The sequence below is a fragment of the Polaromonas sp. YR568 genome (assembly GCF_943369415.1).
Taxonomy (GTDB): domain Bacteria; phylum Pseudomonadota; class Gammaproteobacteria; order Burkholderiales; family Burkholderiaceae_C; genus Polaromonas.
The window spans coordinates 82,513-102,008 of record NZ_CALRNF020000001.1; the positions used below are offsets into that span (position 1 = coordinate 82,513).

Sequence of the window (19,496 nt, forward strand, 5' to 3'; positions counted from 1 at the left end):
GCTGTAAAGCACAGCAAGATCAGCAGGTCGCGCCGGCAAAGCCCCGCTCTTCGGCAAACCAGGCCAGCACCGGCACAGTACCCGGCAAGACGGGCTGCACGCTGACCGGCAGCGACTGCCAGGCATGCGATTGGCCTTCGTGCATCTGGAGTTCGCCGGTCCACTCAAACACCTTGCAGAAATTCAGGCGCACCAACGCATGCGGGTAGTCGACCATCTCGACCCTCCAGGGATGGACCGCGCCTATGGTCACGCCGATTTCTTCCTGCAGCTCACGGCGCAGCGCGGCCTCGACAGTTTCACCTTGCTCCAGCTTGCCGCCCGGGAACTCCCAGTAACCTTCGTAGACCTTGCCGGGGGGCCGGGAGGTCAGCAGGAAATCGCCATCGGGCCGGATCAGCACGCCGACCGCGACATCGACGACCTTGCGATCCGCGCCGCCCTCGCGCGGCCGTTCACCGTCGGCGACCAGCACGCTCATGTTGAATGGTCTGGCGCCTGGTCCGAAGACACCGCAACAGAAGCGCCTGGCCGCTCGTAGGCCGCAATGGCCGGCGCCGCCACAGGCCGCGTGGCGCTGTCGCGGCCCGCATAATCGCGCGCGAACTGGTAGGCGACACGACCGCTGCGCGAACCGCGCTCCAGCGCCCAGACCAGCGAGGCCGGCTTCGCGGCCGCGATGGCATCTTGGCCCACGCCGAAAGACGACAGCCACTGCGCGACGATGGTCAGATATTCGTCCTGGGTGAAAGGATAAAAGCTGACCCAGAGGCCGAAGCGCTCGGACAGCGAAATCTTTTCCTCGACCACTTCACCGGGATGCACCTCACCGTCGTCTCCGTGGGTGTAGGTGAGGTTTTCCGTCATGTACTCGGGCAGCAGGTGGCGCCGGTTGCTGGTCGCGTAGATCAGCACATTGGGCGTGGCGGCCGCGACGGAGCCGTCGAGGATGGACTTGAGCGCCTTGTAGCCCGGCTCGCCCTCCTCAAAACTCAGGTCGTCGCAAAAGACGATGAATTTTTCGGGCAGGCCGGAGACCACGTCGACGATGTCCGGCAGGTCGGTCAGGTCGGCCTTGTCGACTTCAATCAGGCGCAGGCCGCGTGAGGAATATTCATTCAGGCAAGCCTTGATCAGCGACGATTTTCCGGTGCCGCGCGCACCGGTCAGCAGCACGTTGTTGGCGGGCTTGCCCAGCACGAACTGCTCGGTATTGCGCTTGATCTTTTCCTTCTGGTCCTCGATCTCCTTGAGGTCGCCCAGGCTCATGTTGCCGATGTGGCGGACCGGCTCCAGTGAGCCGTGGCCCGAACTGCGCTTGCGGTAGCGGTAAGCGACTGAGGCGCTCCAGTCCGGCGCGGTCAGAGGCTGCGGCAGCACGGACTCAATCCGTGCCATCAGGGATTCGACACGGGTGATCAGGCGTTCAAACTGCTCGTTCATTTTTGTTGTGGTGTGCTGTCGCGATTAACTGCGGTAGTCGGCGTTGATCTTGACGTAGTCGTACGAAAAATCGCAGGTCCAGACGGTGTCAATGGCCGCGCCGCGGCCCAGCACCACGCGCACCGTGATCTCGCTTTGCTTCATCACGCGCTGGCCGTCGGCCTCGACATAGCCGGGGTGGCGGCCGCCGTTCTTGGCCACCAGCACCTCGTCCAGGTACAAATCGATTTTTGTCTGATCCAGGTCGTCAATGCCGGCATAACCGACGGCCGCGAGGATGCGGCCGAGATTCGGGTCACTGGCGAAGAAGGCGGTTTTCACCAGCGGTGAATGGGCGATGGCGTAGGCCACCTTGCGGCACTCCTCACCGGTCTTGCCGCCCTCGATCCGGATGGTCATGAATTTGGTCGCGCCTTCTCCGTCGCGCACGATGGCCTGCGCCAACTGCCTGGCGATGTCCAGCATGGCGGTACGCAAGGCCTGGCCGTCGGCGCTGTCCAGCGAGGTCACGGGTGCGTGAGCGGCCTTGTTGGTGGCCACCACTACAAAGGAGTCGTTGGTCGAGGTGTCGCCGTCCACTGTCACGCGGTTGAACGATCCCTCCGCCAGTTCCCGGGCCAGTTGCGCCATCAGCGGCTGGGCCACGCAGGCGTCGGTCGCCATGAAACCCAGCATGGTCGCCATGTTGGGCCGTATCATGCCGGCGCCCTTGCTGATGCCGGTGATGGTGACCTCGGCGCCTGCAAGCTTGATGCGTTTGGAAAAAGCCTTGGCCACCGTGTCGGTGGTCATGATGGCTTCAGCCGCATTGCCCCAGTTGTCTTCCTTCGCGTCGGCCAGCGCGGCCGGCAGGCCTGCCGCGATGCGGTCGTTGGGCAGCGGCTCCATGATGACGCCGGTGGAAAACGGCAGGATCTGCTCGGGCGCGAGGTCCAGCAGCCGCGCCAGCGCGATGCATGTGGCGTGCGCGCGGCTCAGGCCGTCGTCGCCGGTGCCGGCGTTGGCATTGCCGGTGTTAATGACCATGGCGCGTATGCCGGCCGTCTGGCCGCCGTTTTTGGCGAGGTGCTCGCGGCAGATCTGCACGGGCGCGGCACAAAAGCGGTTCTGCGTGAAGACCGCCCCTACGGACGCGCCTTCATCGAGCAGCAGCACGGAAAGGTCTTTGCGGTTGGCTTTGCGTATGCCCGCCTCGGTGATGCCCCAGCGCACGCCGGGAACAGGGTAAAGGTTCGCGGCAGGCGTGGCAACCAGATTGACGGGCATGTGTTGACTCCGGAAAACCAGTGGGATGGATAGGCGTTCAGCTCAGGCCGGTGCTCAGTTCAGCAGGCCGTGGCAGTTTTTGTATTTTTTGCCCGAGCCGCAAGGGCAGGGGTCATTGCGGCCCACGCGGGGCACGTCGCCAACCGGCACGGCCGGTGCGCGGCGCTGCGACTCCTCATCCACCGTGGTTTCCACTTCGCCGGTTTCGGTGGGCGCGGTGTAGGTGACGTTGGCGATGTTCTCGGCGCGGCTTTCCATCTCTTCGGCCGCTTGTTCCAGTTGCTCGCCCGACTGGATCTTGACCGTCATCAGGACCTTGGTGACTTCGTTCTTCACGCTGTCGAGCAATTGGCCGAAGAGCTCAAACGCCTCGCGTTTGTATTCCTGCTTGGGCTGCTTTTGCGCATAGCCGCGCAGATGGATACCCTGGCGCAGGTAGTCGAGCGCGCTCAGGTGTTCGCGCCAGTGGCTGTCTATGCTCTGCAGCAGAACCACGCGCTCGAACTGCGTGAAGTTTTCTTCGCCGATTTTTTCGACCTTGTCGGCAAAGGCGGCGTTGGCGGCCACTATGACCTTCTCGACCACCTCTTCGTCGGTGATGGCCGTGGCGGTTTCAAGCTCCTTGCGCAGCGGCAACTCGATCTGCCATTCATCGCGCAGTACGTTCTCAAGGCCCGGCACGTCCCATTGCTCTTCGACACTTTCCACCGGCACGTACTGCCGAGCCAGGTCGGTGAAGCAGCCTTCGCGCAGCGAAGCGATCTGCGCCTGCAGGCTACCGGCGTCCATGATGTCGTTGCGCTGCTGGTAGATCACCTTGCGCTGGTCGTTGGCGACGTCATCGTACTCAAGCAGCTGCTTGCGGACGTCGAAGTTGCGCGCCTCGACCTTGCGCTGGGCCGACTCGATGCTGCGGGTGACGATGCCCGCTTCGATCGCCTCGCCGTCGGGCATCTTGAGCCGCTCCATGATGGCCTTGACGCGGTCGCCCGCGAAAATGCGCATCAGCGGGTCGTCCAGGCTCAGGTAGAAACGCGAGGAGCCGGGGTCGCCCTGGCGGCCAGAGCGGCCGCGCAGCTGGTTATCGATGCGGCGCGATTCATGGCGTTCCGTCGCGATGATGCGCAGGCCGCCCAGCGAAGTGACCTGTTCGTGCTCTTCCTTCCAGGCAGTGCGCAGGCGGGCGATTTCCGCTTCCTTGGCGGCGGCATCCAGTGCCTCGTCCGCCTCGACGACTTCGATCAGTTTTTCAACGTTGCCGCCCAGCACGATGTCGGTGCCGCGGCCGGCCATGTTGGTGGCGATGGTGATCATCTTCGGGCGGCCGGCCTGCGCGATGATGTCGGCTTCGCGGGCATGCTGCTTGGCGTTGAGCACCTGGTGCGGCAGGTTTTCCTTGCTCAGCAGCGCGTCGATGATCTCGGAGTTCTCAATCGAGGAGGTGCCGACCAGCACGGGCTGGCCGCGCTCGTAGCACTCGCGGATGTCCTTGATGGCGGCTTCGTATTTCTCGCGCGTGGTTTTGTAGACGCGGTCCAGCTGGTCGTCGCGGCGGCTCACGCGGTTAGGCGGGATCACCGTGGTTTCCAGGCCGTAGATTTCCTGGAATTCGTAGGCCTCGGTGTCGGCGGTGCCGGTCATGCCGGCCAGCTTGGCGTAGAGGCGGAAATAGTTCTGGAAGGTGATCGAGGCCAGGGTCTGGTTCTCCGCCTGGATCTGCACGCCTTCCTTGGCTTCGACGGCCTGGTGCAGGCCGTCGCTCCAGCGCCGGCCCGACATCAGGCGGCCGGTGAACTCGTCGACGATCACGACCTCGCCGTCCTGCACCACATAGTGCTGGTCGCGGTGGTAGAGCTGGTTGGCGCGCAGGGCCGCGTACAGGTGGTGCATCAGCGAGATGTTGGCCGGGTCGTACAGCGTGGCGCCTTCGGGGATCAGGCCAAGGTTGAACAGCAGGCGCTCGGCGTTCTCATGGCCTTGCTCGGTCAGGGTCACCTGGTGGCTTTTTTCGTCGACGGTGAAGTCGCCGGGCTTGGTCACCCCCTCGCCGGTGCGCGGGTCGGCTTCGCCTTCCTGGCGCGTCAGCATGGGGACGACCTTGTTCATCGCCAGGTACATCTCGGTGTGGTCTTCGGCCTGGCCGCTGATGATGAGCGGCGTGCGCGCCTCGTCGATCAGGATCGAGTCCACTTCGTCGACGATGGCGTAGTTCAGGCCGCGCTGCACGCGGTCCGCCACTTCGTAGACCATGTTGTCGCGCAGGTAGTCGAAGCCGTATTCGTTGTTGGTGCCGTAGGTGATGTCGGAGCCATAGGCGGCCTGCTTTTCCTCGCGCGGCATATTGGGCAGGTTGATGCCCACCGTCAGGCCCAGGAAGTTGTAGAGCTTGCCCATCCAGCGCGCGTCGCGGCTGGCCAGATAGTCATTGACCGTCACCACGTGCACGCCCTTGCCGGTCAAGGCATTGAGGTACACCGGCAGCGTGGCGGTCAGGGTCTTGCCCTCGCCCGTGCGCATTTCGGAAATCTTGCCGTTGTGCAGCGACATGCCGCCCAGCATCTGCACGTCAAAGTGGCGCATCTTCATGACGCGCTTGCTGCCTTCCCGCACCACCGCAAACGCTTCGGGAAGGATGGCATCGAGCTCTTCACCCGCGGCTACCCGGCTTTTGAACTCCTGGGTTTTGGCGCGCAACTGGTCGTCGTCAAGCTTTTCGTACTGGGTCTCCAGCGCATTGATGCGTTCGACGGTTTTGCGGTAGGTTTTGAGCAGCCTGTCATTGCGGCTGCCGAAAATTTTGGTCAGGATGTTGGAAGCCATAAATGCGAGGCCGCCTTGACCGCTCCCCTTGAGCTGGCAATGCGGCCGAAATCCCTTATTGAGTACGGAACCTAGGTGTGGGCGCCATCAGTGAGTTCAACTGGGCCCAAACCTCTGATTTTAACTCTGCCGGGAGAGTCGCACGCCCTGCGGGCCTAAATCCGCGATGATCGGCAAAAAGCCGCGCATGCCCGCAATGCAGGCACAAGCCGCCTAATGAGGACGCGGCAGCTGCGGGAGCTGTGCGGGCACAGGTGCCGGAGCGGGTGCGGAGGGCCGCCCGGCGGCTGACGCCACCATGGGCCCGGGCAGTTTCTGTCCTGCGGTCAGGAATTTCTGCGGATCCTGGAAAACACCCTGGACCAGCACCTCGAAATGCAGGTGCGGGCCTGTGGAGCGGCCGGTGGTGCCGACTTCTGCAATCTTCTGGCCGCGCTTGACCAGATCGCCCTTTTTGACCAGTACCCGCGATGCATGGGCATAACGCGTGACAAGTTCGTTGCCGTGGTCGACCTCGACCATGTTGCCGTAGGCCGGGTGGTATTCCTGCGTGACCACCACGCCGCCCGCGGCGGCCAGGATGGCCGTGCCCGGCTCGGACGGGAAATCGAGCCCTGTGTGCAATGCGGAGCGCCCGTTCATCGGGTCAATGCGCCAGCCGAAGGGCGAGCCAAGGTTGCCGCCGGCGACGGGTTCCTGGGTGGGAACCATCATTTTTTTGATTTTCTGGTCAAACAGGCGCGACTCCATCACCGTCATCAGGTCAACCCGCTGGTCGGTGAGTTTGTCAAGGTCCGCCAGCGTGGCCTGCAGCTCTTCCATGGTGAGCGAGGGGCCCGCCACCAGTGCGCCGCCGCGGCCGGGCGTGGCCTTGATGTCGTTGGGATTGACGCCCGCCAGGCCCGACACCCGCTCGCCGAGCGCTTCAAGTTGCATCATCTTGGCCTGCATTTCGCCGACCCGCTTGGCCATCACGTCGAGGTTTTCACGCATGAAGCGGTCGCGTTGGTCGAATTCGTCCTTGACCATAAGCTTGACCAGCGAGCCGATGACAGGCCAGCCTTCGCGCGCGCCCTTGAGGAACACCCAGTGGTAGAGGCCGGCGGCCACAAGCATCAGCGCCAGCGCGGCGACAAAGCCCGCCAGCACCAGTTTTGTGCCGCTTAAATAGATGGCCCGGCTTTTTGCCAGCCACGCATCCGTGATAATCAAATGCACTTGTCTACCTCTTTAAAAGCTAGCGCTCACCCAGCCGCGCCCAGTCCATCATGACCTCCGACCGACGCCTTCCACAGGCGCTCTCCGTTTATCAAGCCGCCGGGAATTCCCCTTCCCTGGCCCGGCTGACCGAACTCGTCCGGGAGTCCAGCGACAGGCTCAAGGCCATTGAGTCGCTGCTGCCGGAAGCTCTGCGCCCCGCCGTTCAGGCGGGTCCTATCGACGGCGAAACCTGGTGCCTGCTGGTCAGCGGCAACGCGGCCGCCGCAAAAATCCGGCAGCTACTCCCCCTGATCCAAGCCCGCCTTATAGGCAAAGGTTGGAAGGTTACCTCAATTCGACTCAAGATCCTAATAAGCAGAAAGTAGTAGCCGTTCTTTTCATTAACGGCGCTATGACATGGAAACTAAAGCCCCGCCTGATGGTTCGCTACAAAATTGCTAGCGATAGTACCCATGTTGCATGGGGAAGGCAAGGCTTGGGGGAAATGGTGCCGCTTGTCGGAATCGAACTGACGACCTACCGCTTACAAGGCGGTTGCTCTACCAACTGAGCTAAAGCGGCACGGGGGTATTTTACTTGACGCGTTTCAGCGAAGGCCGCGCGCGTGGCGACTTGGGAGGCTCCGGCGGAGTGTCGGGGCCGCCGTCTTCAGCGCCAGGCGCGCTTTCGGGCACCAGTTGCATGATCTTGTTTTCGGGCACATCCACCGGGCTGTGCGATGCCGGCGCGGGTGCCGGCGATGCGGCCGCTGCAGGCGCCGTCAGGCCGGCGTCACTTGCCGTGCCGGCGCCGGAAACGGGGCCTGCTGCGGAAGGCGCCACCATGGGGAAGGCCATGCCCTGCCCGTTTTCACGGGCATAGATGGCAATCACATGGGTGATGGGCACCATGATTTCCCGGGCACTGCCGGCAAAACGCGCCTTGAACTCGATGAAATCGTTGCCCAGCTTAAGCGACGAGGTCGCGTCAAAGCTGATGTTGAGCACAATCTCATTGTTCTTCACGTACTCGCGCGGCACCTGCACGCTGTCGTCCACCGACACGGCCACGTAGGGCGTGAAGCCGTTGTCGGTGCACCACTCATACAGGGCTCTTATCAGGTAAGGGCGCGTCGACGTGGAGTCCAGGGCGTTCATGAATTCAGCCAAGCTGCTTGTCCGGAAAATCGAATCCGTAGATTATTTACGCATCACCTTTTCAGAAGGCGTCAGTGCCTCGATGTAGGCTGGGCGCGAAAAAATACGTTCCGCGTATTTGAGCAGCGGCGCGGCATTCTTCGACAGGTCGATGTCATAGTAGTCGAGGCGCCACAGCAGGGGGGCGATCGCCACGTCGAGCATGGAGAAGTTGTCGCCCAGCATGAACTTGTTCTTCAGGAAGATGGGGGCGAGCTGCGTCAAGCGGTCGCGGATGTGCGAGCGGGCTTTTTCGAGCGCCTTCTCGTTGCCCTTGGAAGCGCGCGATTCCAGCGTGCTGACATGGACGAAAAGCTCTTTTTCAAAGTTCAGCAGGAAAAGGCGCACACGCGCGCGGTCGACCGGGTCGCCGGGCATGAGTTGCGGATGCGGGAAACGCTCGTCGATGTACTCGTTGATGATGTTCGACTCGTACAGGATCAGGTCGCGCTCGACGAGGATGGGCACCTGGCCGTACGGGTTCATCACGTTGATGTCTTCGGGCTTGTTGTACAGGTCGACGTCGCGGATTTCGAAGTCCATGCCTTTTTCAAACAACACAAAACGGCAGCGGTGCGAGAAGGGGCAGGTTGTGCCTGAATAAAGGACCATCATGGTGCGGAACTCCTAAATGCAAAGGAGTGGATACATATAAAAAGCATCCACTCCAGAAGGTGCCGGGAACTGAATCCCGGCGAAAAAAATTACTTGACGTCTTTCCAGAACGCCGCATTCAGGCGCCAGGTGACGAAGGTCAGGCAGAGAAGGAAAAGCAGCACCCAGACACCGACGCGAATGCGGATGTTCTGGGCCGGCTCTGCCATCCACTGCAGATAACCCACGAGGTCGCCCATGGCCTGGTCATACTGCAGCGGCGTCATGGTGCCGGGGCTGACCTGCTGCCAGCCCTTGAAGATTTCGACCTTGTGCCCGTGTTCTTCCTTTTCCTCATACACGGGGGTGCGCACGCCCTGCAGTTCCCACAGCACGTGCGGCATGGCAACGCTGGGGAAAGCCAGGTTGTTCCAGCCGGTGGCCTTGGTTTCGTCGCGGTAGTAGGTGCGCAGGTAGGTGTAGAGGTAGTCGGCACCGGTGCCGTTGTGGCCGGCGCGCGAACGCGCGATCACGGTGAGGTCGGGCGGGTTGCCGCCGAACCAGTCCTTGGCCTGTTTCGGATCGATCGCGGACTTCATGGTGTCGCCCACTTTTTCAGTGGTAAACAGCAGGTTGTCCTTGATTTCCTTGTCGGTCAGGCCGATGTCTTTCAGGCGGTTGAAGCGCATGAAGGCGGCGGAATGGCAGTTCAGGCAGTAATTGACGAACAGCTTGGCGCCGTTTTGCAGGGAACCCAGGTCGTTGGTGCGATCGGGCGCTTTGTCCCAGGCAATGCCGCCTTCGGAGGCCTGTGCACCGGCCACGAGGCCAAAAGCGGTAACCAGCGCGAAAATAATTTTTTTCATCGTTTTTATCTCCAACTCTCAGTGACCGTGAAAAACAGGACGGTCCGGCGGTGTCTTGGGGGTGCCAACACGACTCCACCACGGCATCAGGATGAAGAAGCCGAAGTAAAACAGCGTGCCGACCTGCGAGACACGTTCGCCGATAGGCGACGGCGGCTGAACGCCGAGATAGCCCAGCACCAGGAAGTTGATGACAAAAATGCCGTAGAGGTATTTGTGCCAGTCGGGACGGTAGCGGATCGACTTGACCGGGCTGTGATCAAGCCAGGGCAGGAAGAACAGGATCACGACGGCGCCGCCCATCACGACCACGCCCCAGAACTTTGCATCGATGGACAGCAGCAACGCGGCGCCCACGACAGCAGCACCGGCGATGGCGGCCTTGAACAGTACCGGCATGCGGAATTTCCAGATGCTGACGGCCGCGGCACCCACCACGCAGACGATCAGCGCATAGATCATCTCGCTGGTGATGGCGCGCAGCATGGAGTAGTAAGGCGTGAAGTACCAGACAGGGGCGATGTGCGCCGGTGTCTTCAGCGGATCAGCCGGGATGAAGTTGTTGTACTCGAGGAAGTAGCCGCCGAATTCGGGCGCGAAGAAGATGATCGCCGAGAAGATCATCAGGAAGACGCTCACGCCGAAAATGTCGTGCACCGTGTAGTACGGATGGAAAGGAATGCCGTCCAGCGGATGGCCTTGGGCGTCTTTGGGCGCGTTCGGTCCCTTGATTTCGACGCCGTCCGGATTGTTGGAGCCCACCTCATGCAGCGCGATGATGTGCGCGGCCACCAGGCCCAGCAGCACCAGCGGCACCGCGATTACGTGAAACGCGAAGAAGCGATTCAGCGTGGCATCGCCCACCACGTAGTCGCCGCGGATCAACAGCGCCACGTCGGGGCCGATGAAAGGAATCGCGGCGAACAGGTTCACGATAACCTGGGCGCCCCAGTAGCTCATCTGGCCCCATGGCAGCAGGTAGCCCATGAAGGCCTCGGCCATCAGGCACAGGAAGATCGCGCAGCCGAAAATCCAGACCAGCTCGCGCGGCTTGCGGTAGCTGCCGTAGAGCAGGCCGCGGAACATGTGCAGGTAAACCACCACGAAGAAGGCCGAAGCGCCGGTCGAGTGCATGTAGCGGATCAGCCAGCCCCAGGGCACGTCGCGCATGATGTATTCGACGGAACCGAAGGCCTGTGCGGCATCCGGCTTGTAGTTCATCGTCAGGAAGATGCCGGTCACGATCTGGATGACCAGCACCAGCATGGCCAGCGAGCCGAAGATGTACCAGAAGTTGAAGTTCTTGGGCGCGTAGTACTCGCTCATGTGCTCTTTGTAGAGCTTGCTGGCGGGAAACCGGTTGTCGACCCAGTTCATCGCCTTGGCGGCGAGCGGGGCATCGGGGGAAATTTCTTTGAATTCAGCCATAACTGATCCTGGTTCGGTGGGGTTCTTTGGCAAGCGCCTGGTACGCGTGTCGGTGTGTCGGCAGGTATCGGGCGCTGGCTACAGGGTCTTATGAAGGAGCTTGGGGTGGAAAGCGCCTTCAGGCCTTCTTGTCTTCACCGATCAGCAACCGGGTGTCTGACAGGTACATGTGCGGGGGAACTTCGAGGTTGTCGGGCGCGGGCTTGTTCTTGTAGACGCGGCCGGCCATGTCGAAGGTCGAGCCGTGGCAAGGGCACAGGAAACCGCCGGCCCAGTTGTCGGGCAGCGAAGGCTGCGCGCCGGGCTGGAACTTGTCGGAAGGCGAGCAGCCCAGATGCGAGCAGATACCGACCACCACCAGCGTTTCGGGCTTGATGGAGCGGTTTTCGTTGCGGGCGTAAACGGGGGTCAGCTCGTCGGGCTTGCGCTCGGACTTGGGGTCGGCCAGCAGGGCGTCGACCTTGGGCAGCTCGGCGAGCTGCGCGGGCGTGCGCTTGACGATCCAGACCGGCTTGCCGCGCCATTCCACCGTGATTTTTTCACCGGGCTTGACGTCGGAAATATCGACTTCGACGGCGGCGCCGGCGGCTTTGGCTTTTTCGGAAGGCTGGAAGGTGCTGACGAAGGGAACAGCGGTGGCTGCTACGCCTGCGCCGCCCACCACGCAGGTGGTCACGAGCCAGTTTCTTTTATCTTTGTCTACGGGAGCGCCGTGCGGCACACCATTCGCGCTTGCTTCGCTTGCTTGGGTCATGAGAGTCCTTCAAGAACTGGCTTGAAATAGGCATAGTGGGGTCAACCCGCAATTGTAGCGGAGCGCGATGCCGTTTTTCAAGGCAAGGGGGCGTATACGGGTGGCCCCGGCCTGCCCTGCGGCCGTTCGCATGCCTATTTTTTGGGCACAGCCTGGATTGCCCGTGCACATACTTTGTTTCAAGCCGGGTCCGTGCGCACGCTGCGCCAGCAGGCTCAGCCTTGATAATGTTTTTCGGGATAAGCCGGCGAGGCCGGCAATGACTCAGCAACAAGAGGAGAGACTTCATGGGAATGATGCAGGAATTCAGGGAATTTGCCGTCAAGGGCAATGTGGTCGACCTGGCCGTCGGCGTGATCATCGGCGCGGCCTTCGGCAAGATCGTCGACGCGGTCGTGAGCGACCTGATCATGCCGGTGGTAGGCCTGGTCTTCGGCAAACTGGATTTCTCCAGCATGTACGTGCTGCTCGGCACCGTGCCGCCCGGCACCGACATGTCGCTGGAGGCACTGCGCAAGGCGGGCGTGCCGGTGTTCGCCTACGGCCACTTCCTGACCGTGACGGTCAACTTCGTCATCCTGGCCTTCATCATTTTCCTGATGGTCAAACAGATCAACCGGCTCAAGCGGCACCACGAGGCCGCGCCGCCGCCTGCGGCAACGCCGGAAGACATCGTGCTGCTGCGCGAAATCCGCGACAGCCTGAAAAAATAAACCGCCAACGCGTCAGCAAACAGCAAGCCGGCGCGCCATGCGCACGGCCGCCAGCAGGCTGGAGGCGTCGGCGCGGCCGCTGCCCGCGATATCGAAGGCTGTGCCGTGGTCGGGGCTGGTGCGCACCAGCGGCAGGCCCAACGTGACGTTGACGCCCTGCTCCACCCCCAGGTATTTGACCGGGATCAATCCCTGGTCGTGGTACATCGCGACCACCACATCAAACTCGCCGGGCTTGCCGGCGGTATGGCGAGCCCGCATGAACACCGTGTCGGGCGCGAAGGGGCCGCTCACATCCAGGCCTTCCGCACGCGCCGCGGCAATGGCCGGGGCGATGATGGCCTGCTCTTCGCTGCCGAACAGGCCGCCTTCGCCCGCATGGGGATTGAGCCCCGCCACGGCGATGCGAGGCGCACGTCCCAGGCTCGCCGCCACGGCGCCATGCGTGATGCGCAGGGTTTGCAATACGTTGTAAAAGGTCACGGACTCGATGGCGTGACGCAGCGACATGTGAATGCTCACCAGCACCGTGCGCAGTTCGTCATTGGCCAACATCATGCGCACCGGCACCTCACCCACGGACTTGCCCAGAAAAGCGGCCGCCTCGGCCTGCAACATTTCCGTATGCCCCGGAAAGCCGGCCGCCCAGCCGCCGGCGGCTGCCAGGGCCTCCTTGTGGATGGGCGCGGTCACCAGCGCAGCGGCATCACCGGCTAATACGCGGCGGGCCGCCCAGACGATGCAGTCCGCCGCAGCCTGCCCGGCCATGCCGCTGACCTGCCCATAGGGAACCAGGGCCGGCAGCGTGCACTGTTGCAACACCGCGATGCAGTTTGGCGGCACGCCCGGCAGGTCGGCCAGGCTTTCCAGTTGCCCGATGGGCAGTGCCAGCGGCGATGCCACCAGCGCGGCGGCGCGGCGCAGCGTGGCTACATCGCCCACCACGGCGCAGCCCGCCATGTCCGCAGGTGCTTCGCGAAAAGCCCGGGCGATGATTTCCGGGCCTATGCCGGCCGCATCGCCCATGGTGATAAGCATGGGCTTAGCCACGGTGCACGTTCCGCTTGACGACGGCGAATTCCGGTGGCCCAGTGCATTCCATGGCCGGACGGACCATAATCGCCAAAAAATGGGTACGCCCGCGGGCGGCAAGGCGCCGCGGCGGGTCAAAAGACGCAGAGGGTTGGTGCAGATGCATTCTTGGGCTATTTTGGCGCAAACCACAGAGCAGCGGCCGGCAGGCCCCTGCGCGCAGCGCTGAGCCGGCCATGAACACCCTTACCCACGCACTGCCCGATGCCGACCTGATGCTGTGGAGCGCCGCTGCCGGCGCGCTGGGCCTGGTGCTTTTTCTGGCGCTGGCCGATGCCTTTTACAGCCGCAACCGCGCCGCGTCGCAAACGCTGGCCTACCTGAGTCTGTGTTGGGCGGTAGTGATGCTGCTCAGCGGCCTGCCCGCCACCCTCTGGCCGGGCGCGCGCGAGTGGCTGGCGACCGCGCAGATCCTGGCCGGGCCGCTGTGTGCCGCCATGGGCAGCTTCGGCGCCAGCAAATGGCTGTCGGCCCACCAGCGCGACCGCCTGATGAAAACCAGCCTGCTGGCGATGACGCTGGTGTGCCTGGCGGGCGGGCCGCTGTGCCTGCTGCTCCTCGCCCCCGAGTGGCGCCTGCCGGTCTCAGGCGCGCTGGCTATCGCCAACCTGTCGGTGGTGCTCTGGCTGTCGGTGCGCGCCACGCAGCTGGGCGACAGGCTGGCCTGGGGCCTGGCCCTGGGATGCCTGCTGACCCTGCCCGCGCAGATCGGCCTTTATGGAATGGCGCTGAACACCACGCGGCCGCCTCTGCTGCTGCAGGCCGGCGTGGCGCTGGCCGCGCTGCTCAGCGTGGTCGTCACGGCCGCGATGCTGTGGTTGCGCAACCACCAGGCCCGGCAGATGACGCAGGGCGAGGTCTCGCGCCGCGACCCCATCACCCAGCTGTACGACGGCGTGGCGATGGTGCAGAAGATCATCCGCGCGCAGCGCCGGCGCCTGCGCACCCGGCGCGACGGCGCCCTGATGGCCGTGCTGCTGTTCGAACCCGAGCGCCTGCTGCCGCAAATCGGCCAGGCGGGCCTCAACGACATCTACATCCAGCTGGCGCGCCGCATGCAGCGCCATACCGGCACCGTGAATCCGGCGGGCCGCTATTACGACCGCTGCTTCGTGGTGCTGCTGGAGACCATGCACTCGCCGCGCTGGATACGCACGCTGGGCCTGCGCGTGGCCTCCAGCCTGCGCCGTCCCATGGACGTATCCTCGCTGGACGGCCGGCACCTGCGGATCACACCCGACATTGCGGTCGGCATCGTTCACCTGTCTACGGCGGACAAAGACGTGGACCAGTTGCTGCACGAGGCGCAGTCGGTGGCCCAGGCGGCGCGGGCCATGCGTTCCCGCGCTGCTTTGCTGGACCTGGAAAGCCACACCGCCGTGCCGGTCGAACATGCCGAGCTGGGCTCCAGCTGGCGCGCCCTGCGCAATACGGCGCCGAAAGCTGCTGCGCGCCCGAAAAGCCCGAAAACCGCCAACAGCAAAGCCCCGCGGACCGGCCGGTCGCGCCACAAGCCGGCCTGAACCGGCCCCCACCGGCAAGCCTCAAGCCGGGTTGTCGATGTCGATGAACTCGTGGGCCAGGCCCAGTTGCGCGGCCACCCGCCCTGCCACCGCCGGCGCGCCGTAACGCTCGGAGGCGTGGTGGCCGCAGGCGATAAAGGCCACGCCCATCTCGCGCGCGTAATGGGCCTGCGGCTCGGAAATCTCACCCGTGATGAAGGCATCGGCACCCGCCGCGATCGCCGCCTCGAAATAGCCCTGCGCGCCGCCGGTGCACCAGGCGATGTTGTGTATGGCCCTTTGCGCCGGTCCCGCGTGGATTACAGCCCGCCCCAAAACCTGCTGCACGTGCGCGGCCAGTGCGGCGGCATCGGTAAATCCGTCGCCGCTTGTACGCGTGCCCATAAAGCCCAGATCCTGTTCGCCGAAGCGCCCGCTGGCGGTGAGCCCCAGCTGCAGCCCCAGTTGCGCGTTGTTGCCGAGTTCGGGGTGGGCATCCAGCGGCAGGTGGTAGGCATAGAGGTTGATGTCGTGCGCCAGCAGCAAGGCCAGGCGCTGCTTCATCCAGCCCGTGACGCGCCCGTCCTGGCCGCGCCAGAACAGGCCGTGGTGCACAAAAACGGCGTCGGCCTGCGCGGCAACGGCCGCCTCGATCAGGGCCAGGCTGGCGGTGACGCCGGAGATGATCCTGCGCACTTCGGGCTTGCCCTCAACCTGCAGGCCGTTGGGGCCGTAGTCCTTGAAGCGCGCGGGCTGCAAAAGCGCGTCAAAGGCTTGCAGCAAATCCTGTCGTGTGGTGCTCATGGGGCGATTGTCTCAGGCGCGAACGACCCGCGAAAGCCTTGGGGACTTGGTGGACCTGAGGGACAATAGCGGCTTGCAGCGCCAATCTCCGCGCGGTTTTTGACTTTTTTTTGCTGACACTCCTCATTCATGAAGCGTACCTGGCTCCTGTTTTCCCAAGCCGTCACCGTCCTGCTGGCGGCTTACTTCGTCGTGGCCACGCTCAAGCCCCAGTGGCTGGACCGCGGCAACACGCCGGGCGTGTCGGTCATCGAAGCGCCCGCCGGCAGCGCGCCGCGCAGCCCGGGCGCAGCCGGCGGTTTTGCCTCGGCCGCCAAGGTGGCATCCGCGGCCGTCGTCAGCATCAACACCAGCAAGGCCGCCGCGAAAAACCCACATGCCGAAGACCCGTGGTTCAAGTTCTTTTTCGGCGACCAGAGTCCCAACGAGCCCCAGGGCGGCCTGGGCAGCGGCGTCATCATCAGCGCCAGCGGCTACATCCTGACCAACAACCACGTCGTTGAAGGCGCCGACGAAATCGAGGTCATCCTCAACGACACGCGCAAAGCCAAGGCCCAGGTCATAGGCACCGACCCCGATACCGACCTGGCCATCCTCAAGATCGACCTGGAAAAGCTGCCCGTCATCGTGCTGGGTAACTCCGACGCGCTGCAGGTGGGCGACCCGGTGCTGGCCATCGGCAACCCCTTCGGCGTGGGCCAGACCGTGACCGGCGGCATCGTGAGCGCGCTGGGCCGCAACCAGCTGGGCATCAACACCTTTGAAAACTTCATCCAGACCGACGCCGCCATCAACCCCGGCAACTCGGGCGGCGCGCTGGTCGACGTGAACGGCAACCTGATGGGCATCAACACCGCGATCTACTCGCGTTCAGGCGGCTCCATGGGCATAGGTTTCGCCATTCCGGTGTCCACCGCCAAACAGGTGCTCGAGGGAATCTTGAAAGACGGCCAGGTCACGCGCGGCTGGATAGGCGTGGAGCCGCAGGATTTAAATCCCGAACTCGCCGAGACCTTCGGCCTCAAGCCGGCGGCAGCGAAAGACGGGGGCGTCATCATCACCGGCGTGCTGCAGAACGGCCCGGCCGCGCAGGCCGGCATACAGCCCGGCGACGTGATCACCGCCGTGGACGGCAAGAATGTGCGTAACGTGAGCCAGTTGCTGACCGCCGTGGCGGCTCTGAAGCCCGGCACGCCGGCGCCGCTGACGGTGCTGCGCAAGGACAAAGAGACTGAGATTGCCGTGACACCCGGCAAGCGCCAGCGGCCCAAGGTGCAGCAGCGCTAGGCTGCCAAAGAATCAGGGCTTGGCGGCCTCGGCCTCGCCGTCGTCTTCGGGCTTTTTGGTGTGTTTGACGAAAAGCAGGGCGGCGAGGATACCGACCTCATACAAGCCGCCGACCACGCCCAGCAGCATGATCATCGATCCCGCGTCAGGAGGCGTCACCAGAGCGGTGCCGACTGCGGCGGCCACCCAGAAGTAACCACGGTAATCGCGCAGCTGGGCCACGGTGAGCACGCCCATGCGCACCAGCAAAATCACCGCGATCGGCACCTCAAACGCCAGCCCGAAAGCCAGGAACATGCCGAGCACGAAGTTCAGGTATTCCTCGATGTCCGGTGTGGCAATGATGGACTTGGGCGCAAAGCTCTGGATGAAGTGAAACACCTGGCCGAACACGACGAAATAACAAAAGGCCACGCCGACAAAAAACAGCAAGGTGCTGGAGATCACCAGCGGCATGACGAGCTTTTTCTCATGCGAGTAAAGGCCCGGGGCGACGAAAGCCCACACCTGGTAAAGCACCACCGGCAACGCAATCATGAAGGCGGCCATGAACAGGATCTTGATCGGCACCACAAAGGGGGTGATCACGCTGATGGCGATCAGTTTGGACCCCTGGGGCAGGGTTGCCACCAGCGGCGCGGCCATCAGGTCATACAGCGCACTGGCACCGGGATAAAACGCCAGCACGGCGGCGGCGATGCCGATGGCGATCACCGCCTTGATCATCCGGTCGCGCAGCTCCATGAGGTGCTGCACAAAAGGCTGCTCAGTGCCCGCGAGTTCGTCGGGCTTGTCGGTGTTGGGATCGCTCATGAAGGGAGTTTGCGCTGGGTGGATGGCGCCGGAAGATGCGCAAAGAACAGAAAATCAGCAGGAAGGCTCAAGACAGGCGGCCCGGCTGCGGACGGAAACGCGCCACACGCGCGGCGCCCGACTGCGCGCGGGTGCGCACGCCGGAACGGGCCTTGTACCACTGGGGCGTCGCGCCCTGCTTGAGGCGCCACTTCTTTTTCGGGTGCTTGTATTCGGGGAAGATTTCCATGCCCGGCAAGCTGCCTGAGGAGGAATCACCCGTGGCCTCGGCCCAGGATTTTTCAAAATCGCTGGCGTTGGTCTGGATGGAATTCTCGACGTCGCGGGCAGCGCCCTCGACGCTTTCCTTCATCTTCTTGAGCTCGTCCAGTTCCATGGAACGGTTGACCTCATTCTTGACGTCGGCCACGTAGCGCTGCGCCTTGCCCAGCAGCATGCCCACGGTGCGCGCCACGCGCGGCAGTTTTTCCGGGCCGATGACGATCAGCGCCACGGCGCCTATCAGCGCCATTTTGGAAATGCCGAGGTCAATCACGGAGCGTCAGGCCTGAATTAAGACTTCTGGCGTGCTTCGACGTCGATGGTGGTCTTGTCGGCAGCCTGCGCGTTCGTAACGCTGGCAGGCGGCACGGGCACGTCGGCCGGCGTCTGGCTGCCGTCTTTCATTCCGTCCTTGAAGCCCTTCACGGCGCCGCCGAGGTCGCTGCCCATGTTCTTCAGCTTTTTGGTGCCGAAAACCATCACCACGATCAACAGAACGATCAGCCAGTGCCAGATGGAAAATGAACCCATGATTTGCTCCTAATCTGTAAATACAGGTGTAAATGCAATATTGCCGGTTTGGGGCGGTTTGCACGCAATTGCGTTGATTCTAAAGGCCAGTCCTGCCGGGGCGTCGATTACACCCATTGGCCTACCGGGTTAGTGTGCTTACGCGGCCCGGGGTTCCCGGTGCTTCCTCAACCCTTCAGCCATGGGCGGGGGCCGCCAATCACGTGGAAATGCAGGTGGTGCACTTCCTGCCCGCCTTCCGCGCCGGTGTTGGTGAGGATGCGGTAGCCGCCTTCGGGGTAAGGGTTGCAGCCCTGTTCCATCGCCAGCCCGGGGGCCAGCACCAGCATGCGGCCCAGCAGCGCCGCGTGCTCGGGGCCCACCTGCGCCATGGACGGAATGTGATCCTTGGGGATGATCAGGAAATGCACGGGCGCCCAGGGATTGATGTCGTGAAAAGCGAACAGCTCGTCGTCTTCGTACACCTTGCGGCTGGGGATGGCGCCCGCGGCGATCTTGCAGAAAATGCAGTTGGCGGAATGGCTCATGGCTTGATCGGGTCCAAAGAGAATTAAGTGGGCCTGTGGCTGTTGAAACGCATCCAGCCGCGCACGCAACGGTACAGGTACCAGAGCCACACAAGGCCATAGGCGACAAATCCCGGGAACACGAACAGCAGCCACAACGGCGACAGCAGCACCAGCCATGCCAGCGTCCACCAGAAGGTGCGGATCATGTAGTTGTGGTGGTCGATGTACAGCGCATCGGTTTCGTCGGCACGGCGTATGTAATTGATGATGACGGCAATCACCGCGAACACGCCGCCGCTGAACCAGGCCAGCGTGTGCAGGCCGTAGAGCACATGCATGACGGTGCGGTCGTTGGGGTTCTTGCCCTCGAATTCGGCCAGATCGGTTTCCATGGGTCAGGTTCCTGTTACGGTGAAG

At 63.3% G+C, this 19,496-nt stretch carries 21 protein-coding genes and 1 tRNA gene; 4 read left to right on the forward strand and 18 right to left on the reverse strand.

The genetic code is table 11. From position 1 onward, the window contains the following. Positions 1-19: 19 nt before the first annotated feature. From ACLV74_RS00425 to ACLV74_RS00445, 5 genes are all read right to left on the reverse strand, one after another. Entirely contained in the window at positions 20-481 is a 462-nt protein-coding gene (locus ACLV74_RS00425) for an NUDIX domain-containing protein (protein WP_411877385.1), read from the reverse strand. Beyond that, entirely contained in the window at positions 478-1,443 is a 966-nt protein-coding gene (locus ACLV74_RS00430; protein WP_411877386.1) for an ATP-binding protein, read from the reverse strand. The genes ACLV74_RS00425 and ACLV74_RS00430 overlap by 4 nt, the downstream gene beginning before the upstream one ends. 24 nt (positions 1,444-1,467) lie before the next feature. After that, positions 1,468-2,709, reverse strand: coding sequence for a bifunctional glutamate N-acetyltransferase/amino-acid acetyltransferase ArgJ (gene argJ, locus ACLV74_RS00435; protein ID WP_411877387.1), 1,242 nt, complete (start codon positions 2,707-2,709; stop codon positions 1,468-1,470). A 54-nt stretch (positions 2,710-2,763) separates the two neighbouring features. Continuing rightward, complete coding sequence (secA, locus tag ACLV74_RS00440) at positions 2,764-5,529, reverse strand: preprotein translocase subunit SecA (protein WP_411877388.1); 2,766 nt, start codon at positions 5,527-5,529, stop codon at positions 2,764-2,766. Between the two features lie 213 nt (positions 5,530-5,742). Beyond that, on the reverse strand, positions 5,743-6,747 hold the full coding sequence (locus tag ACLV74_RS00445; protein WP_411877389.1) for a M23 family metallopeptidase: 1,005 nt from the start codon (positions 6,745-6,747) through the stop codon (positions 5,743-5,745). A 50-nt stretch (positions 6,748-6,797) separates the two neighbouring features. On the opposite strand from ACLV74_RS00445, the gene ACLV74_RS00450 reads away from it, so the two are divergent. After that, positions 6,798-7,115 carry a hypothetical protein gene (locus ACLV74_RS00450; protein WP_411877390.1) on the forward strand — a complete coding sequence of 106 codons (318 nt, stop codon included), beginning with the start codon at positions 6,798-6,800 and terminating at the stop codon, positions 7,113-7,115. A 120-nt stretch (positions 7,116-7,235) separates the two neighbouring features. Here ACLV74_RS00450 and ACLV74_RS00455 read toward each other — a convergent pair. The 6 genes from ACLV74_RS00455 to petA all read right to left on the reverse strand — a co-directional run bounded on the left by ACLV74_RS00455 (position 7,236) and on the right by petA (position 11,567). Continuing rightward, positions 7,236-7,311: transfer RNA gene (locus tag ACLV74_RS00455), tRNA-Thr, on the reverse strand. Positions 7,312-7,322: 11 nt separating this feature from the next. Further along, on the reverse strand, positions 7,323-7,886 hold the full coding sequence (locus tag ACLV74_RS00460; protein ID WP_411877391.1) for a ClpXP protease specificity-enhancing factor: 564 nt from the start codon (positions 7,884-7,886) through the stop codon (positions 7,323-7,325). A 42-nt stretch (positions 7,887-7,928) separates the two neighbouring features. Then, positions 7,929-8,540, reverse strand: a complete 612-nt coding sequence (locus tag ACLV74_RS00465; RefSeq protein ID WP_007868077.1) for a glutathione S-transferase N-terminal domain-containing protein — start codon at positions 8,538-8,540, stop codon at positions 7,929-7,931. 89 nt (positions 8,541-8,629) lie between these two features. Beyond that, positions 8,630-9,385, reverse strand: a complete 756-nt coding sequence (locus ACLV74_RS00470; protein ID WP_411877392.1) for a cytochrome c1 — start codon at positions 9,383-9,385, stop codon at positions 8,630-8,632. An 18-nt stretch (positions 9,386-9,403) separates the two neighbouring features. Further along, positions 9,404-10,813: a cytochrome b gene (locus ACLV74_RS00475; protein WP_411877393.1), complete on the reverse strand. Its 1,410-nt coding sequence runs from the start codon at positions 10,811-10,813 to the stop codon at positions 9,404-9,406. A gap of 118 nt (positions 10,814-10,931) precedes the next feature. Beyond that, positions 10,932-11,567, reverse strand: coding sequence for a ubiquinol-cytochrome c reductase iron-sulfur subunit (gene petA, locus ACLV74_RS00480; RefSeq protein ID WP_411877394.1), 636 nt, complete (start codon positions 11,565-11,567; stop codon positions 10,932-10,934). Between the two features lie 287 nt (positions 11,568-11,854). On the opposite strand from petA, the gene mscL reads away from it, so the two are divergent. Then, positions 11,855-12,280 carry a large conductance mechanosensitive channel protein MscL gene (mscL, locus tag ACLV74_RS00485; protein ID WP_411877395.1) on the forward strand — a complete coding sequence of 142 codons (426 nt, stop codon included), beginning with the start codon at positions 11,855-11,857 and terminating at the stop codon, positions 12,278-12,280. Positions 12,281-12,292: 12 nt separating this feature from the next. Here the strand turns inward: mscL and pdxA are convergent, their stop codons facing one another. Further along, positions 12,293-13,318, reverse strand: coding sequence for a 4-hydroxythreonine-4-phosphate dehydrogenase PdxA (pdxA, locus tag ACLV74_RS00490; RefSeq protein ID WP_411877396.1), 1,026 nt, complete (start codon positions 13,316-13,318; stop codon positions 12,293-12,295). A 230-nt stretch (positions 13,319-13,548) separates the two neighbouring features. Here pdxA and ACLV74_RS00495 point away from each other — a divergent pair, with 230 nt between their 5' ends. Continuing rightward, a complete protein-coding gene (locus ACLV74_RS00495; RefSeq protein WP_411877397.1) occupies positions 13,549-14,895 on the forward strand; it encodes a hypothetical protein in 1,347 nt (448 codons plus the stop codon). Between the two features lie 21 nt (positions 14,896-14,916). On the opposite strand, the gene ACLV74_RS00500 is transcribed toward ACLV74_RS00495, so the two are convergent. Continuing rightward, entirely contained in the window at positions 14,917-15,678 is a 762-nt protein-coding gene (locus ACLV74_RS00500; protein WP_411877398.1) for a Nif3-like dinuclear metal center hexameric protein, read from the reverse strand. Between the two features lie 129 nt (positions 15,679-15,807). On the opposite strand from ACLV74_RS00500, the gene ACLV74_RS00505 reads away from it, so the two are divergent. Then, positions 15,808-16,965 carry a S1C family serine protease gene (locus tag ACLV74_RS00505; protein WP_411877399.1) on the forward strand — a complete coding sequence of 386 codons (1,158 nt, stop codon included), beginning with the start codon at positions 15,808-15,810 and terminating at the stop codon, positions 16,963-16,965. A gap of 12 nt (positions 16,966-16,977) precedes the next feature. Here the strand turns inward: ACLV74_RS00505 and tatC are convergent, their stop codons facing one another. The 5 genes from tatC to ACLV74_RS00530 all read right to left on the reverse strand — a co-directional run bounded on the left by tatC (position 16,978) and on the right by ACLV74_RS00530 (position 19,471). Then, positions 16,978-17,778 (reverse strand): twin-arginine translocase subunit TatC, encoded by an 801-nt coding sequence (tatC, locus tag ACLV74_RS00510; RefSeq protein ID WP_411877400.1) that lies wholly within the window; start codon positions 17,776-17,778, stop codon positions 16,978-16,980. Positions 17,779-17,845: 67 nt separating this feature from the next. Continuing rightward, positions 17,846-18,313, reverse strand: a complete 468-nt coding sequence (tatB, locus tag ACLV74_RS00515) for a Sec-independent protein translocase protein TatB (RefSeq protein WP_411877401.1) — start codon at positions 18,311-18,313, stop codon at positions 17,846-17,848. A 17-nt stretch (positions 18,314-18,330) separates the two neighbouring features. Further along, positions 18,331-18,570, reverse strand: a complete 240-nt coding sequence (tatA, locus tag ACLV74_RS00520; RefSeq protein ID WP_411877402.1) for a Sec-independent protein translocase subunit TatA — start codon at positions 18,568-18,570, stop codon at positions 18,331-18,333. 167 nt (positions 18,571-18,737) lie between these two features. Then, complete coding sequence (locus tag ACLV74_RS00525) at positions 18,738-19,097, reverse strand: histidine triad nucleotide-binding protein (protein ID WP_411877403.1); 360 nt, start codon at positions 19,095-19,097, stop codon at positions 18,738-18,740. Between the two features lie 23 nt (positions 19,098-19,120). Further along, the gene (locus ACLV74_RS00530; protein ID WP_411877404.1) at positions 19,121-19,471 is read right to left on the reverse strand and encodes a DUF4870 family protein; all 351 of its coding nucleotides are present in this window, start codon (positions 19,469-19,471) and stop codon (positions 19,121-19,123) included. Positions 19,472-19,496 lie beyond the last annotated feature (25 nt).

Bases quoted from the DNA above. Each gene is read 5' to 3' on its own strand.
- ACLV74_RS00425 (WP_411877385.1), bottom strand. From the start codon at position 481: ATGAGCGTGCTGGTCGCCGACGGTGAACGGCCGCGCGAGGGCGGCGCG.
- ACLV74_RS00430 (WP_411877386.1), bottom strand. From the start codon at position 1,443: ATGAACGAGCAGTTTGAACGCCTGATCACCCGTGTCGAATCCCTGATG.
- argJ (WP_411877387.1), bottom strand. From the start codon at position 2,709: ATGCCCGTCAATCTGGTTGCCACGCCTGCCGCGAACCTTTACCCTGTT.
- secA (WP_411877388.1), bottom strand. From the start codon at position 5,529: ATGGCTTCCAACATCCTGACCAAAATTTTCGGCAGCCGCAATGACAGG.
- ACLV74_RS00450 (WP_411877390.1), top strand. From the start codon at position 6,798: ATGACCTCCGACCGACGCCTTCCACAGGCGCTCTCCGTTTATCAAGCC.
- ACLV74_RS00460 (WP_411877391.1), bottom strand. From the start codon at position 7,886: ATGAACGCCCTGGACTCCACGTCGACGCGCCCTTACCTGATAAGAGCC.
- ACLV74_RS00465 (WP_007868077.1), bottom strand. From the start codon at position 8,540: ATGATGGTCCTTTATTCAGGCACAACCTGCCCCTTCTCGCACCGCTGC.
- ACLV74_RS00470 (WP_411877392.1), bottom strand. From the start codon at position 9,385: ATGAAAAAAATTATTTTCGCGCTGGTTACCGCTTTTGGCCTCGTGGCC.
- ACLV74_RS00475 (WP_411877393.1), bottom strand. From the start codon at position 10,813: ATGGCTGAATTCAAAGAAATTTCCCCCGATGCCCCGCTCGCCGCCAAG.
- petA (WP_411877394.1), bottom strand. From the start codon at position 11,567: ATGACCCAAGCAAGCGAAGCAAGCGCGAATGGTGTGCCGCACGGCGCT.
- mscL (WP_411877395.1), top strand. From the start codon at position 11,855: ATGGGAATGATGCAGGAATTCAGGGAATTTGCCGTCAAGGGCAATGTG.
- pdxA (WP_411877396.1), bottom strand. From the start codon at position 13,318: ATGCTTATCACCATGGGCGATGCGGCCGGCATAGGCCCGGAAATCATC.
- ACLV74_RS00495 (WP_411877397.1), top strand. From the start codon at position 13,549: ATGAACACCCTTACCCACGCACTGCCCGATGCCGACCTGATGCTGTGG.
- ACLV74_RS00500 (WP_411877398.1), bottom strand. From the start codon at position 15,678: ATGAGCACCACACGACAGGATTTGCTGCAAGCCTTTGACGCGCTTTTG.
- ACLV74_RS00505 (WP_411877399.1), top strand. From the start codon at position 15,808: ATGAAGCGTACCTGGCTCCTGTTTTCCCAAGCCGTCACCGTCCTGCTG.
- tatC (WP_411877400.1), bottom strand. From the start codon at position 17,778: ATGAGCGATCCCAACACCGACAAGCCCGACGAACTCGCGGGCACTGAG.
- tatA (WP_411877402.1), bottom strand. From the start codon at position 18,570: ATGGGTTCATTTTCCATCTGGCACTGGCTGATCGTTCTGTTGATCGTG.
- ACLV74_RS00525 (WP_411877403.1), bottom strand. From the start codon at position 19,097: ATGAGCCATTCCGCCAACTGCATTTTCTGCAAGATCGCCGCGGGCGCC.
- ACLV74_RS00530 (WP_411877404.1), bottom strand. From the start codon at position 19,471: ATGGAAACCGATCTGGCCGAATTCGAGGGCAAGAACCCCAACGACCGC.